The organism is Bradyrhizobium ottawaense, assembly GCF_002278135.3.
Lineage (GTDB): Bacteria > Pseudomonadota > Alphaproteobacteria > Rhizobiales > Xanthobacteraceae > Bradyrhizobium > Bradyrhizobium ottawaense.
In genome coordinates this window covers 5,256,486-5,270,269 of sequence record NZ_CP029425.2, presented here as the reverse complement: position 1 = coordinate 5,270,269, position 13,784 = coordinate 5,256,486, and the positions used below count along the sequence as shown (strand labels likewise).

At 62.6% G+C, this 13,784-nt stretch carries 11 protein-coding genes; 6 read left to right on the top strand and 5 right to left on the bottom strand.

Annotated elements, in window-relative coordinates:
- The first annotated feature begins 8 nt into the window (after positions 1–8).
- The 6 genes from CIT37_RS25355 to CIT37_RS25330 all read left to right on the top strand — a co-directional run bounded on the left by CIT37_RS25355 (position 9) and on the right by CIT37_RS25330 (position 7,491).
- The gene (locus tag CIT37_RS25355; protein WP_244429063.1) at positions 9–1,400 is read left to right on the top strand and encodes a cytochrome ubiquinol oxidase subunit I; all 1,392 of its coding nucleotides are present in this window, start codon (positions 9–11) and stop codon (positions 1,398–1,400) included.
- Entirely contained in the window at positions 1,397–2,401 is a 1,005-nt protein-coding gene (locus CIT37_RS25350) for a cytochrome d ubiquinol oxidase subunit II (protein ID WP_085967607.1), read from the top strand. Before CIT37_RS25355 ends, CIT37_RS25350 begins: the two co-directional genes overlap by 4 nt.
- On the top strand, positions 2,394–3,959 hold the full coding sequence (locus tag CIT37_RS25345) for a sensor histidine kinase (RefSeq protein ID WP_244611277.1): 1,566 nt from the start codon (positions 2,394–2,396) through the stop codon (positions 3,957–3,959). The genes CIT37_RS25350 and CIT37_RS25345 overlap by 8 nt, the downstream gene beginning before the upstream one ends.
- Complete coding sequence (locus CIT37_RS25340; RefSeq protein ID WP_244611276.1) at positions 3,959–4,309, top strand: ATP-binding protein; 351 nt, start codon at positions 3,959–3,961, stop codon at positions 4,307–4,309. Before CIT37_RS25345 ends, CIT37_RS25340 begins: the two co-directional genes overlap by 1 nt.
- Complete coding sequence (locus tag CIT37_RS25335; RefSeq protein WP_038946247.1) at positions 4,282–5,658, top strand: sigma-54-dependent transcriptional regulator; 1,377 nt, start codon at positions 4,282–4,284, stop codon at positions 5,656–5,658. The genes CIT37_RS25340 and CIT37_RS25335 overlap by 28 nt, the downstream gene beginning before the upstream one ends.
- A gap of 117 nt (positions 5,659–5,775) precedes the next feature.
- The gene (locus tag CIT37_RS25330) at positions 5,776–7,491 is read left to right on the top strand and encodes a PHA/PHB synthase family protein (protein WP_095425765.1); all 1,716 of its coding nucleotides are present in this window, start codon (positions 5,776–5,778) and stop codon (positions 7,489–7,491) included.
- A gap of 633 nt (positions 7,492–8,124) precedes the next feature.
- On the opposite strand, the gene CIT37_RS25325 is transcribed toward CIT37_RS25330, so the two are convergent.
- The 5 genes from CIT37_RS25325 to CIT37_RS25305 all read right to left on the bottom strand — a co-directional run bounded on the left by CIT37_RS25325 (position 8,125) and on the right by CIT37_RS25305 (position 13,756).
- Positions 8,125–8,856 (bottom strand): YoaK family protein, encoded by a 732-nt coding sequence (locus CIT37_RS25325; protein WP_028145330.1) that lies wholly within the window; start codon positions 8,854–8,856, stop codon positions 8,125–8,127.
- Positions 8,857–8,871: 15 nt separating this feature from the next.
- Positions 8,872–9,654, bottom strand: a complete 783-nt coding sequence (locus CIT37_RS25320) for a 3-hydroxybutyrate dehydrogenase (protein ID WP_028145329.1) — start codon at positions 9,652–9,654, stop codon at positions 8,872–8,874.
- Between the two features lie 80 nt (positions 9,655–9,734).
- Entirely contained in the window at positions 9,735–11,354 is a 1,620-nt protein-coding gene (locus CIT37_RS25315) for an MDR family MFS transporter (RefSeq protein WP_038971010.1), read from the bottom strand.
- 42 nt (positions 11,355–11,396) lie between these two features.
- The gene (locus CIT37_RS25310; protein ID WP_028145327.1) at positions 11,397–12,545 is read right to left on the bottom strand and encodes an HlyD family secretion protein; all 1,149 of its coding nucleotides are present in this window, start codon (positions 12,543–12,545) and stop codon (positions 11,397–11,399) included.
- Positions 12,546–12,580: 35 nt separating this feature from the next.
- Positions 12,581–13,756 carry a DUF3734 domain-containing protein gene (locus CIT37_RS25305; RefSeq protein WP_038946253.1) on the bottom strand — a complete coding sequence of 392 codons (1,176 nt, stop codon included), beginning with the start codon at positions 13,754–13,756 and terminating at the stop codon, positions 12,581–12,583.
- Positions 13,757–13,784 lie beyond the last annotated feature (28 nt).

Below are 13,784 nucleotides of genomic sequence, written 5' to 3'. Positions count from 1 at the left end.
GGATGCTGATGGACGCTGTGCTCCTTGCGCGTATCCAGTTCGCCGCGAACATCACGTTTCATATTCTATTTCCATCGATCTCGATCGCCCTGGGCTGGGTGCTGCTGTTCTTCCGCCTGAAGCATCTGCGCGCAACCGACCCACAGCAGAAGCTGGACTGGCTTCGCGCCTATCGGCTGTGGACCAAGGTATTCGCCCTGACATTTGCGCTCGGGGTCGTCAGTGGCGTCACCATGAGCTTCCAGTTCGGCACCAACTGGCCGGGCTATATGGAGCGGGTCGGCAATATCGCGGGCCCGTTGCTGAGCTATGAGGTGCTGACCGCTTTTTTTCTCGAGGCGGGCTTTCTTGGCGTGATGCTGTTCGGCCACCGCCGCGTCGGCGAAGCAATTCACCTTGGGGCGACCTTTCTGGTGGCGCTGGGCACTCTGATGAGTGCGTTCTGGATCCTCGCCCTCAATTCCTGGATGCAGACACCGGCGGGATACGAAATTGTCGACGGCCAGTTCCATGCACGGAATTGGCTGGAGATCGTTTTCAATCCGTCCTTTCCCTATCGTTTCGTCCACATGGTGCTTGCGTCGTCGCTGACGTGCGCGTTCCTGCTGATCGGGATCAGCGCCTGGCAGCTCCTCAAGGGCGTCGCGACGGCGAGCGCCTCGCGGGTGCTGCGAACCGGGCTCGTGTTCGCGGCCCTGGCCGCGCCGGCGCAGATGGTGGCGGGCGATTTTCACGGGCTCAATACGCTCAAGTATCAGCCGCAGAAAATCGCGGCGGTTGAAGGCATCTGGGAAACCACGCGCGGCGCGCCGCTGCTTCTGTTCGCGATTCCCGACGATGCGACCCGGTCGAACCATTTCGAACTGGCCGTGCCGAAACTCGCGAGCCTTATCCTCCGTCACGATCCTGACGGGGAGCTCAAGGGGTTGAACGAGTTTCCATCGGCGCATCCGCCGGTGCTGCCGCTGTTCTGGTCGTTCCGGATCATGGTGGGAACGGGCATCCTGATGTTGCTCGTCAGCTGGGTCGGCCTCTGGAGGCATTGGCGCGACGGTTGGGAGTTTTCCCTGATGCCGCGGCCATTGCTCAGGTTGTTCGCAGGAATGACCTTTGCCGGATGGGTGGCAACCATCGCCGGATGGTACGTCACGGAGATTGGACGGCAACCGTTCATCGTGTCAGGCCTGATCCGAACGAGCGAGGTCGCTTCGCGCGTTCCATCGGCGAGCATCGCGCTGACCCTGGTCATCTACGTGACCCTCTATGTGGGCTTGCTGGTGGCCTATGTCGGCGTGCTGAAATATATGTCGGAGAAGCCGGAAAAGCGTTTGGCGGCGGTCACGTCGGAGGACCTTGCACAGGATCCGCTTCGCTATCAGAGCCGCGGAGAGTTCGCATGATGTCGATGTCCTTCGACGAGCTTCTGCCACTGATCTTCATCGGACTGATGGGCGTATCGCTGCTCGTCTATGTCGTGAGCGACGGCTACGATCTCGGGGTCGGCATGCTGATGCATCGGGCGACGCCGGACGAGCGGGATACCATGGTCGCCTCGATCGGCCCGTTCTGGGATGCGAATGAGACCTGGCTTGTCCTCGGCGTCGGCCTTCTCCTCGTCGCCTTCCCAAAGGCGCATGGACTGGTCCTGTCGGAATTGTACCTGCCGACCGCGCTCATGCTGGTCGGCCTGATCCTGCGCGGTGCAGCTTTCGATTTCCGGGTCAAGGCCAAGGCCGACCGGAAGGCGATGTGGGATCGCATGTTCATCGCCGGGTCGATGCTGGCGTCGGTATGCCAGGGCTGGATGCTCGGCCGCTACATCAGCGGGTTCGGCGAAGGCTGGAATTATCCGATCTTCGCCGGCGCAATCGCGATTGCGTTGCCGATGGCCTATGCACTGCTCGGCGCGACGTGGCTTGTGATGAAGACGCATGGCGAGCTGCAGGAGAAGGCGATCGAGTGGAGCAAGATCGCCTTCGCACCCATGGTTCTCGGTCTGATCCTGATCTCGATGGCAACGCCGTGGATCAGCGAGACGGTCCGCATCAGGTGGTTCACCTTGCCGGCGATGATCGCGGTGGCCTCGATCCCGATCACGTCCAGCGTTGCGCTGCTGACGGTCCGCCTTCTGCTGGGTGCACCGGCCGTGCGCGGCGCGCTTTGCTGGCTGCCTTTCGCGCTATTGGTGCTCGTGTTCCTCCTGAGCTTCCTTGGTCTCAGCTATAGCATCTACCCCTATGTCGTGATCGACCGGCTCACGGTCTGGCAGGCCGCCAGCAGTCCGGAGTCGCTCCGAGTCATACTGATCGGGGTCTGCGTGACGCTGCCGGTCATCATCGCCTACACCGGATTTTCCTATCGCGTATTCCGGGGCAAGACCATAGAGTTAGACTATGCGTGAGTGGCCTGCCGCAATTGCCGGCGCTCCCGGGTTTGTGCTGGTTCACAAGATGGCGGAGCTTTCATCCCTGGTGAACGTCAAGGAGCCTGCCAAGGTTGGTTCGGTGGCGCCTGCTTCCGCGCGTTGGTTCATTCGCGGTGCATTTGCCCTTGCGTTGGTCGCCGCCGCGGCGTGGCTCGGATATGCGGTCACGTTCCGCCGGGGACTGGACCATCTGCACGCCGTGGCCCAGCAGCGGCTGGCCGTCGAGGCGGCCAGACTCGACGGCCATCTTTCGAGATTTGAGTATCTCCCGTCTCTCCTGGAGACGTCCCCCGGCGTGTTCCGGCTGCTGGAGGCGCCCGGCGATCCCGCGTTGCAGCAAGCCGTCAGCCTCTATCTGAAATCGATCAACCTGCTGGCGGGGGCCGACAACCTCTACGTCCTCGGTGTCACCGGCGCGACGCTGGCCGCGGCCGATTTCGACCAGCCCGGAACACCCTTCGGCGAAAACCTGTCGTATCGTCCCTATGTGAGCGAAGCGCTTGCGAACGGTCGCGGTGCATTCTTCGGTGTCGGTATCACCACCGCGCGCGCCGGTTATTATCTGTCCTATGCCCTGAAGGACAGCGGGACGACCAAGGGGATCGCGACCGTCAAGGTCAATCTGGATTCGTTCGAGCGGGCGTGGCGCAACATCGACAACGACATTCTACTGGTCGACGAGCGCAAGGTCACGATACTCGCCTCTCGCGACGAGTGGCGCTATCGCCCGATGGAGCCGCTGTCGGTTCAAACGCGCGATGACATCGCGCGATCCAAGCCCTACGGAAACCACGATCTTGCGCCGCTCGGATGGACCTTCGTCGCCCAGTCCGAGAACGGCACGGCACGGATCACCGCGGAGAACGGCACCGCCTATACCGTCAGCGAGCTTCCGATCAACCGCGGGCTGTGGAAACTCGTGCTTCTCGACGACGAGGCGCCCATACGGCAGACTGCGCTCGTCATCGGGGTCATATCGGGATTAGCCGCCCTCGTCGCGCTGTTGGCGCTTGGACTTGTGGAGCAACGCCGCAGAGAGATCAAGCAGCGGTTGGCGAGCCAGGCCGCGTTGCAGGCGGCGAACGACATGCTCGAAACCAGGGTGCAGGAGCGCACAGCCGAATTGCGCGCTACGCAGGATGAACTCGTTCATGCCGGCAAGCTGGCCGCGCTCGGCCAGATGTCGGCGGGCATCGTTCATGAACTGAACCAGCCGTTGGCAGCCTTGCAGACCGCCGCCGACAATGCCGTTTTGCTGGTCGACCGCGGATCAATCGGAGATGCCCGTGGAAATCTCACCCGCATTGGCGAGCTGGTGCGGCGGCTCGGACGCCTGACCGGCCAGTTGCGGGTGTTCGCATACAAGTCGAGCAGCCCGCTTGGCGCGGTTTCCGTTGAGCAGGCCGTGGCTGAATCGCTCAAAATATTATCCGGGCGAGTCAAGGAGGGCGGGGTTGCCGTCGCGACGGACATTGACGCAAAACTCTGCGTCATCGCCGATCAGACGCGGCTCGAGCAGCTGTTGTTAACATAGTGGCGAATGCGCTGGATGCGGTGGAGAATGTCGAGCCGAAGTCGATCCTGATCCGGGCGGGCAGGGAGGAGGCGCAGAGCGCGCGCTGCCGCATTGCGATCAGCAACAGCGGGCCCGCGATCGCCCCCGACGTCCTGCAGCGCATGTTCGAGCCGTTCGTGACGACCAAGCCCGCGGGCAAGGGGCTTGGGCTGGGCCTGATGCTGTCCAACCACATTGCACGCTCGTTCGGTGGCGAGCTGCATGCGCGAAACCTGGCGCCGAGCGGCGCCGAATTTGTTGTGACCCTTCCATTGGCTGAGATTACAGAGGCGGCTCCCGCATGGGCGATGACCAATCGATCGGCGTGATCTATGTCGAGGATGATGACGACGTCCGGATCGGCGGGGTCCAGGCGCTTGAGCTTGCGGGATTTTCCGTTTCGGGCTTTGCCTCGGTCGAGACCGCCCACAGCTCCGTGCGCGCCGACATGCCCTTTGTCGTGGTCTGCGACGTGCGCCTGCGCGGGCGCAGCGGCCTCGATTGGCTGTCTGATCTGCGTCGGCTGGATCAGGATCTGCCGGTGATCCTGATCACCGGTCACGGCGATATTTCGATGGCCGTGCAGGCAATGCGGACCGGCGCCTATGACTTCATCGAGAAACCCTGCTCCTCGGAGCAGCTGATCTCGGTGGTGCGCCGGGCGGCGGAGAAGCGGCGGCTGACGCTCGAGGTGCGATCGTTGCGATCCGCCTTGGCGGACCGCCAGGGAATCGAGGCCAGCCTGCTCGGTCGGTCGCCGCAGATCCAGGAGGTGCGCCGGTTGGTCTCCACCTTGGCTGCGACCAATGTCGACGTCACGATCTATGGTGAGACCGGGACGGGCAAGGATGTGGTGGCGCGCTGCCTGCACAATCATAGCGGCCGCCGCGGCGGCAACTACGTTGCGGTGAACTGCGGCGGCCTGCCGGAATCGCTGGTCGAGAGCGAGCTGTTCGGCCACGAGGTCGGCGCGTTCACCGGCGCCACGCGTCAGCGGATCGGAAAGATCGAATACGCCAGCGGCGGAACGCTGTTCCTCGACGAGATCGAAAGCATGCCGCTCAGCGTGCAGGTCAAGTTGCTGAGGTCGCTGCAGGATCGCTCGATCGAGCGCGTCGGCACCAACAAGCCGATCGCTGTAGATTGCCGTGTCGTGGCCGCGAGCAAGGTGAATCTGCTGGAGCTCAGCGAAAAGCGGCTGTTTCGTGCCGATCTTTACTATCGCCTCGGCGTCGCTTTCATCGAGCTGCCGCCGCTGCGCGAACGGCGGGAGGACATCCCGCTGCTGTTCGAGCACTTCACTCTGGATGCCGCCAGGCGTTTCGAGCGCGACGCCCCGATCCTGGATGACCCGACCATGTCTCACCTCCTGGCCTATTCGTGGCCGGGCAACGTGCGCGAGCTTCGCAACGTCGCCGACCGTTTCGTGCTCGGTGTCCTCGACGGCAAGTCGATCAACAAGTCGGGCTTCGGCGCGTCCGATATGTCATTGCCGCGGCAACTGGAGAACATCGAGCGATCGATCATCGAGGATGCGCTGCGGCGCAGGCAAGGCGATGTCCAGGCAACGGCTGCCCTTCTGAGCATTCCGAAGCAGACGCTGTACGACAAGATCAAGCGCCTCTGCGTCAATGTCGACGGAATCAGGGAGGGCGCGACCGTCCGCTCCGGATCCTGAGACCGCGGCGGATGAGACGGCAAGCTCTCGGTGCAAGCGGGGCAAAGGGCGCCAGGCAGAAGCGGCCCGAAAACCGGACGTCAACGAACCAATCAATTTTGCCAAGCGAGGAACGCCATGAATCGGCCATTCAACATGCCTGACGAATTTGTCGAGGGCTTCATGAAGGCGGGTGAAAGCCTGTGGCGCTCGCTCGGATGGGCGCCAAAGGGCGATCGTAACGGGGCCGATCCCGGCCCGGCTCTGAATTCGTCAGGCCTCGCTCAATTGCAGGCGGACCACATGATGCGGCTGTACAAGCTCACCGAGCATGTCCTCAAATCGGCCGCCGGCGTCCAGAGCGAAGCAGGCATCGAGCCCGCGCGCGGCGATCGCAGGTTCAACGCGACGGAATGGCGGGACAATGCCACCTATAGCCTGCTCAAGCAATGCTATCTACTCAATGCGCGCTATTGCGTCGACTTCGTCGAAGCACTCGATCTCGACGAGAAGGAAAAGCATCGGCTGCGCTTCTTCACGCGCCAGCTGGTCGAGGCGATGAGCCCGACTAATTTTCTCGCCACCAATCCTGACGTCATAAAGCTTGCGACGGACAGCGAGGGGCAGAGCCTCAAGGCCGGCTTGGACAATCTCATGGCTGATCTCGGCCGAGGCAGCCTGACGATCACGGACGAGGAGGCGTTCGAGGTCGGAAAAGACGTCGCCGCATCCAGGGGCGCGGTCGTGTTCGAGAACGAGCTGTTTCAGCTCATTCAGTATGAACCCGCGACCGAGCAGGTGTCGGCCCGGCCGCTGCTGATCGTGCCGCCATGCATCAACAAGTTTTACATCCTCGACCTGCAACCGGCCAACTCCTTCGTCCGCTTTGCGGTCGAGCACGGCCTGACCGTCGTTATGGTCTCCTGGCGCAATCCGGATGCCTCGTGCGGGCACTTTGGCTGGGACGATTACGTCGGGCAGGGCGCCATGCGCGCTATCGAGGTGGCCCGCTCGATCTCGGGTGCCGACAAGGTCAACGTGGTCGGCTGGTGCGTCGGAGGAACCATTCTGTCATCTGCGCTGGCGATCCTGCGGACGCGCGGCGACGAGTCGGTCGCCAGTGTGACGTTGCTGACCACGATGCTCGACTTCCGTGAACCGGGGGATCTCGGCGTGTTCGTAGACGAGGAGGGTGTGCGGCAGCGCGAGCAGACCATCGGCAACGGCGGCATTTACCGCGGCTCGGAGCTCGGGTTCGTCTTCCAAACCCTGCGTTCCAAGGAGCTGATTTGGCCGAACGTGATCAACAACTATCTGAAGGGAAAATCGCCTGAGCGTTTCGATCTTCTGTTCTGGAACGCCGACGTGACCAACCTGCCGGGGCCGATGTATTGCTGGTACATCAGGAACATGTATCTGGAGAACAGACTTCGGGAGCCGAACCGGTTGACGATGTGCGGCACGTCCGTCGATCTGGGGCGAGTCGACCTGCCTGCCTATGTCTTGGCGACCGTTGAAGATCACATCGTGCCGTGGCGATCGGCCTATCGCACCACGGGCCTGTTCAGTGGCAACACCCGCTTCGTGCTCGGAGCGAGTGGGCACATTGCCGGCGTGATCAACCCTGCGTCGAAGAACAAGCGAAGCTATTGGCTGTCGGACAAGCGATGCGAAGACCCGGCGGCGTGGCTTGCGAGCGCTGACGAAAAGCCAGGCAGTTGGTGGAACGATTGGATCGCGTGGCTCAAGCCGTGGGCTGAAGATCAGGTGCCCGCCCGGACGCAACTCGGCAGCAACCTCTATCCTCCGGGGGAAGTGGCACCAGGCCGATATGTGAAAGCGAAGGCAAACTGACTTCGCTGAACGGTCATGGAACGATTGGGAGATTTCGGAAGAGCTGGCAGTTCGAGCAATCGCTGAGCGAGGCGACCTCATCATTAGAAGCAATGATGGATTGCTCTTCGTACCGTTTGGCGACATCGATAAGTTGTTGAGGGCTGCCACAGAAAAGTGCGAGCGAAGCGCTTTGACTGCACATGCACACCTCGGCCTCCGTCTGACGTGTGCATTGAGAATCCGAAGAAGCGATTTCTGCTTCCAATTCATGCAAATATCGTCCTAGAAGAGCCAAGTTACGGAAGCCTCGTCAAATGAGAATTCTCAGTCGGTCCAATTACACAAAGGGCTGATCGAAGTTAAAATACCTCAATAAGATGAATAGCTTAGAACGAAAATTCGCCGTAGCCCCCATGATGGACTGGAGCGAGAGCTCATGTTTTTCAAACGGTTAGAAGGCGCTGTGTGCACGACGTGTGCACCGGAAGATCAAAGAAAATCTAGCGACGACTAGCGTGAGCGGCTTCGGTGCTGAGCTTGGCGCACGGCTGGCATTGCGCGACCGCGGCGCCATTTGAGCGCGGCCCTTCAAGTCTCCCGGCGCAGGTGCTTCCGCGCTTAGTAACAGTCACCCGGAAGGAGCTAACTGGCTTACCGTACAGCTATCGCAACAGCAGCCAGTGCTGCCGGAAGGGACCAGGCCCAGTCTGCCGCCAATGAAGCTGCTGCCGCGGCGACGACACATCCGAGCAGGAACCCGAACAAGCGACCCAGCGAACGATTCAGCGGGGTTGAATCGTGCGGCAGTAGCGGATGTCGGTCTGTCAGCAAGTCCATCGCTGACAGGACCGCGTTGGCCAGATTGCCGGTCATCACCGCGGTCGAGATCGCGCCGGGCACCGCCAGGCGGAGCAGGGCGTACTGGCAGGCCATGGCCGACACCGCGATCATGGCGGCCGTGCCGGCCAGCAATCCCACCGGATCGGCCGATGCCTTGGTGATGACGCAAAAGATCAGGAGTGCGACCAGAAGCAGGAATTGAACCAGGAGCAACAGTCGCGCCAGGCTCGGACCGCGCCGGCGCGAAGCCTGCGCGACCAGCCAGACGCTCCCCAACGCCAGCATGAAGACAGGAATGGCCAACAACTGCGCCCAGTGAAACGAGCCGCCCTCCACGGCGACGCCGGCGGCCAGCACGATATTGCCGGTCACATGCGCCGTGAAGACATGACCCAGGGTGAAGAAGCCGGTGGCATCGACCATTCCGGCGATCATGCTGAGCAACAGCGGCAGCCGCGCCTCCAGGCGCGACAGCTCCGCTGCGTCATCCGCCGAATCCGGTGTCCTTGCGAAGGTGCGGGAGTCGCTCGCGAGCATGGACATCTTTGGCCGCTCCGGCTATTGCGCGGTCCAGCCGCCATCGACGGAGATCGTTGTTCCCGTGATCTGGTCTGCCGCCGGCGAACACAGAAAGGCGACGGTGCCTCCGAGTTGCTCCGGGGACGCAAAATCGAGAGACGGTTGCTTTTCCGACAGCAACTCCTCGACGGCTTGCTGTTGACTGATGCCGCGTTGCGCGGCCATGTCGCCGATCTGCTTTTCGACCAGCGGCGTACGCACCCAGCCGGGGCAGACCGCATTGCAGGTAACGCCGCTTCCGGCCGTCTCAAGCCCGACCACCTTGGTCAGGCCGACCAGCCCGTGCTTGGCGGCGACGTAGGCGGCCTTGTGGGTCGAAGCGACGAGGCCGTGGGTGGAGGCGATGTTGACGATCCGTCCCCAACGCTGCTTTTTCATCTGAGGTACTGCTGTCGCAATGCCGTGGAACGCCGCCGACAGATTGATTCCGAGGATCGCATCCCACTTGGCAATTGGGAACTCATCAACCGGAGCGGTGAACTGGATGCCGGCATTGTTCACGAGTATGTCGAGGCGACCGAATTTCTCGATCGTCGCGGTGATCAATCCGCGTACGGCTTCGGCTTTCGACATGTCGGCGCCGTCATAGACGGCCCGGACACCGTGTTCGCCTTCGATCCCTTGGCGGATCGTCTCGATCTCGCTTGCGTCGCCGAAGCCATTCAACACCAGGTTGGCGCCGAGCCGGGCCAGCTCCTTCGCGATTCCCAGCCCGATGCCGCTGGTCGAACCGGTGACGATGGCCACCTTGTCCTTTAACATGGGAATTCCTTTGGTCGCCTGGTCGAAGTTGATGCGGGGGTTCATGGTCGTGCTCCCTTGGGTGCGGTTGGAACGAATGATCAGTGGGCGCCGCCGGCACTGAGCTGGCCGGGCTTCTTCAGCATCATGGAAGCTGCGAGTGCTACGACGAGCGCGGCACCGAGCAGGAAAAACATGTCGCTGAAGGCGAGGATGAACGCCTGCTTCTGCACGATCTTGCCGATCGCGACATAGGCGCGGTGCGCGGCATCGCTGCGATCGATCACGCCGTGGCTGATGAAATACTGTGTCAGCTTCTCAACTCTTGCCTGAGTCGCCTGCTCGAGCATGGAAACCGACTGCATCAACACGTTGGAGTGATACTGTTCGCGCTTGGTGAGCAATGTCTGCAACAGGGCGATGCCGACGGCGCCGCCGAGGTTACGTATCATGTTGAATAGGCCCGAGGCCGAGCCGGCGTTCTCTGCCTCGATGCCCGCAGTAGCGACCGCCGATAGCGGCGCGAACACGAAGGCCTGACCTACGGCACGAACGACGTTGGGCCAGAACAACTGGTCGGTGGCGTAGTCATTGGTCATGTGGATGTTCATGAAATTGGAAACCGCGAACAGCGCGAAGCCGGCACCGATGATGATTCGGGCGTCGAAGCGCCGCATCAGTTGCGGCACCAGCGGGATGAACAGCAATTGCGGCAAGCCGGTCCATGCCAGCACCATGCCGATCTGCTCGGCGTTGTAGCCCTGGATACGCGACAGATAGACCGGCAGGATAAACACCGAACCGTACAGCGCGATGCCGAGCAGGAAGTTGGCGAGGATACCGAAGCCGAAGTTGCGACGAGCCAGCAGGCGCAGATTCAACAGCGGCTTGCTGGCGGTCAGCTCGATCCATAGGAAGGCTGACAGCGCAACCGTGGCGATAACCGACATCTTGACGATGAAGGGCGAGCCCAACCAGTCGTCCTTGTTGCCCTCTTCCAGCACCGTCTGAAGCGCGGACAGGCCGATCGACATGGTAACGATGCCCGGCCAGTCGCCTTCGCGAAGCAGCGACAGATTCATCGGTGCTGGCTCCAGGGAGAACCACAGCATCGCAATCATCGCCGCGCCGGGCACCAGGTTGACGTAGAAAATATATTCCCAGCCCCAGTTCTCGGTGAGATACCCGCCGATCGTGGGGCCGATCGCGGGGGCGAATGTCGCTGAGATCGCAAACAACGCGAGCCCGATCGGCTGCTTCGCCTTTGGCAGCAGCGTGATGATGAGCGTGAACGCCATCGGGATCAGCACGCCGCCGGTAAACCCCTGCACGGAACGCAGCACAATCATCTGCGGCAGGTTTTGCGCCAGTGCGCAGGCCGCCGAGAACAGCAGAAACAGGACCGCGTTGGTGAGAAGATACACCCGGATCGAGAACACCTGGGCAAGCCAGCCGGAGAGCGGGATTACCACGATCTCGGCGATCAGATACGAGGTCGAGATCCAGCCGCCGTCGTCGGTTCCAGCACCGATCGCGCCCTGGATGTCGGCGAGTGAGGCGTTGACGATCTGGATGTTCAGTACCGCCATGAAGGCGCCGAGCGTGGCGCCGCCCACTGCGATCCAGGTTTTTGCGGAGACGGCAGGAGCCTTCGGGGCTTCGGCGGCGAGCCGGGGATCGCTGGCGGGAACGCCGTTATTGGCGGTTTGCAATGTGGTCATGATGGTTCTCGTCGGATGCGAGGGGCGGGCGATCGGCGCCGTTCAACTGCGGGGCCCGGCGGCCCGCGAGGCGAGGCGCTTGCCGGCTTCACGCTCGGTGACGACCGTTGCCTTGGTGTCGACGGTCGGCTCGGCCGACATGCCCGGCCGCAGCAGGCCCTTCAGGTTGTGATCGTCGAGCACGATCTTCACCGGCACGCGCTGCACGATCTTGGTGAAGTTGCCGGTGGCGTTGTCGGGTGGCAGCAGTGCGAACTCGAGGCCGCTGGCCGGCGAGAGGCTATCGACATGGCCCTTGAGCCGGGTCGAGTGGAAGCTGTCGATTTTGAGCTCCACCGGCTGGCCGTTGCGCACATGGGTGAGCTGGGTCTCCTTGAAATTGGCGACGACATACACGGCGTCGAGCGGCACCACCGCCATCAACTGTGTGCCGGCCTGCACGAATTGACCGACCCGCAGCGAGCGCGCGCCGACTGTGCCGTCGACCGGCGCGGTGACGGCGGTGTAGGAAAGATTTAGCGCCGCCTGCTGCTCCATCGCAGCCGCGCGGTCGCGCTGCGCGATCGCCTGCGCCCGCTGGGTGGTGAGGACATCGACCCTGCGTTCGGCTGCCAGCAGGCCGGACTTCGCGTGCTGCCATTGCGCGTTGCTGGCACGCAGCGCCGCATCGGTTTGCTGGGCGCGCTGCACCGTGCCGGAGCCGGTCTTCATCAAGCCGTCGTAGCGCGCCTGCTCTTCCTGTGCGAACTTCAGGTTGGCTTCAGCGGCGGCGATATCGGCGATACCTTGTTCGATGATTGGCTGCTGCAGGGCGAGCTGTGCATCGAGATTGCGGACGGCGGCTTCGCCCGCCGCAACGTCGGCGTCGGCCTGGCGGAGCGCCGCGCGAAAATCGCGATCGTCGATTTTCGCCAGCAACTGGCCGGCCGTCACCGGCTGGTTATCGCTTACCAGCACCTGCGCGATGTAGCCGGAGACCTTCGGCGCGATGATGGTCGAGTCGGCTTTGACATAGGCGTCGTCGGTGGTTTCCAGATAGCGGCCGGTGGTGAGGTAGTAGTGGCCGAAATCGGCTCCGGCTGCGACCCCGAGCGCCGCCGCCAGCGCCAGGGCGGCACGTTTGATCGCCTGCCGTGAGGGGCGAAGGCTGATTTTGGCTTTTTGTTCCTCGGTATAGGCAAGTGTGGACATGGCGTTCTCCCAAATCTGCTGGAGGGCGTTGAAGCTCAGTCGCGGCGATGGACGTCGTGGGTGACCATGCCGAGTTCGTGGGCCGGCCGGTCGAGGCGTTGCGGCTCGGCCAGCGTGCGGCGGATGTCATCCAGCCCGCTCTGCCAATGCGTGCGCATCGCACTCAACCCGAACTCGTAGTCCCTGGAATGTCCCTCGTAGATCTTGGACTGGTAGATCAGGTGGATGATGTTGTAGGAGCGATGACGGGCCAGATCGGCAATCGCCCGGATTTCCGGATCGTCCTTTGCGCTGGCCGGCAATTTCTCCATCGTCCGTTGCAGCGCCTGACGCATTTTCTGCATCCGCGTCATGTGATCGGTAATGGCGCGCGTCCGGCTGGAATATTGAATGTCTTTCTGCCGGCTCGACACTTCCATCATGTCGTGGGGAACGCGACCCATCGCCGACCAGAGATCGATCTGGAATGTCAGCGTGTCGCGCGGCTCGCCGGACAGCACGCGGGAGAGGGGTGTGTTGGAAACGACGCCACCGTCCCAGTAGTGCTCGCCGTCGATTTCAACGGCGGGGAATCCCGGAGGAAGTGCGCCGGAAGCCATGAAATGCTTCGCTCCCAGCCGGCGTTCGGCGGTGTCGAAATAAGTCAGGTTGCCGGTGCGGACATTGACCGCGCCGACGCTGACGCGCGTTTCACCCGAGTTCAGGCGGTCGAAGTCGACCAGTCGCTCCAGCGTCTGCTGCAACGGTGCGGTGTCGTAGAAGCTAGTCGCCGCATCGCCTGAGAACGGGGACCAGAGCGGCGACGGGAACCGCGGCTTGTAGAAGCCGGGCTGGCCTTGCACCAGCGCCCGCGTTGCCGCCAGCGCGTTGCGCACCGAGCTGATGTCGAACGCAAAGGGCAAGGCATTGGCGAGCCCTTCGCCGGCGGGCCACTCGATCGAGAAGGCGCAGATGGTCTCCCAGAATTCGCGCAGCCGCTGCACCCGTTCGCCTTCGGGCGAGCCGGCGATGACGGCGGCGTTGAGGGCGCCGATTGAGATGCCGGCCAGCCAGTTCGGCCGGATGCCAGCCTCGTGCAGACCCTCATAGACTCCGGCCTGGTAGGCCCCGAGCGCGCCGCCGCCTTGCAGCACGAGAGCTACGACATCGTAGGGCAGCGGTCTGGTTTGCTGCGTCGCCGGACTGATCTGCTCGCGTATCACGTTCAACATGGCCAATACTCCCTGCATTGCGGTTGAC

What these genes read in the sequence shown, in the direction of transcription:
- CIT37_RS25350 (WP_085967607.1), top strand. Translation starts at nt 1,397, where the DNA reads ATGATGTCGATGTCCTTCGACGAGCTTCTGCCACTGATCTTCATCGGA.
- CIT37_RS25315 (WP_038971010.1), bottom strand. Translation starts at nt 11,354, where the DNA reads ATGACCACATTGCAAACCGCCAATAACGGCGTTCCCGCCAGCGATCCC.
- CIT37_RS25320 (WP_028145329.1), bottom strand. Translation starts at nt 9,654, where the DNA reads ATGTTAAAGGACAAGGTGGCCATCGTCACCGGTTCGACCAGCGGCATC.
- CIT37_RS25355 (WP_244429063.1), top strand. Translation starts at nt 9, where the DNA reads ATGGACGCTGTGCTCCTTGCGCGTATCCAGTTCGCCGCGAACATCACG.
- CIT37_RS25345 (WP_244611277.1), top strand. Translation starts at nt 2,394, where the DNA reads ATGCGTGAGTGGCCTGCCGCAATTGCCGGCGCTCCCGGGTTTGTGCTG.
- CIT37_RS25310 (WP_028145327.1), bottom strand. Translation starts at nt 12,545, where the DNA reads ATGTCCACACTTGCCTATACCGAGGAACAAAAAGCCAAAATCAGCCTT.
- CIT37_RS25305 (WP_038946253.1), bottom strand. Translation starts at nt 13,756, where the DNA reads ATGTTGAACGTGATACGCGAGCAGATCAGTCCGGCGACGCAGCAAACC.
- CIT37_RS25335 (WP_038946247.1), top strand. Translation starts at nt 4,282, where the DNA reads ATGGGCGATGACCAATCGATCGGCGTGATCTATGTCGAGGATGATGAC.
- CIT37_RS25330 (WP_095425765.1), top strand. Translation starts at nt 5,776, where the DNA reads ATGAATCGGCCATTCAACATGCCTGACGAATTTGTCGAGGGCTTCATG.
- CIT37_RS25325 (WP_028145330.1), bottom strand. Translation starts at nt 8,856, where the DNA reads ATGTCCATGCTCGCGAGCGACTCCCGCACCTTCGCAAGGACACCGGAT.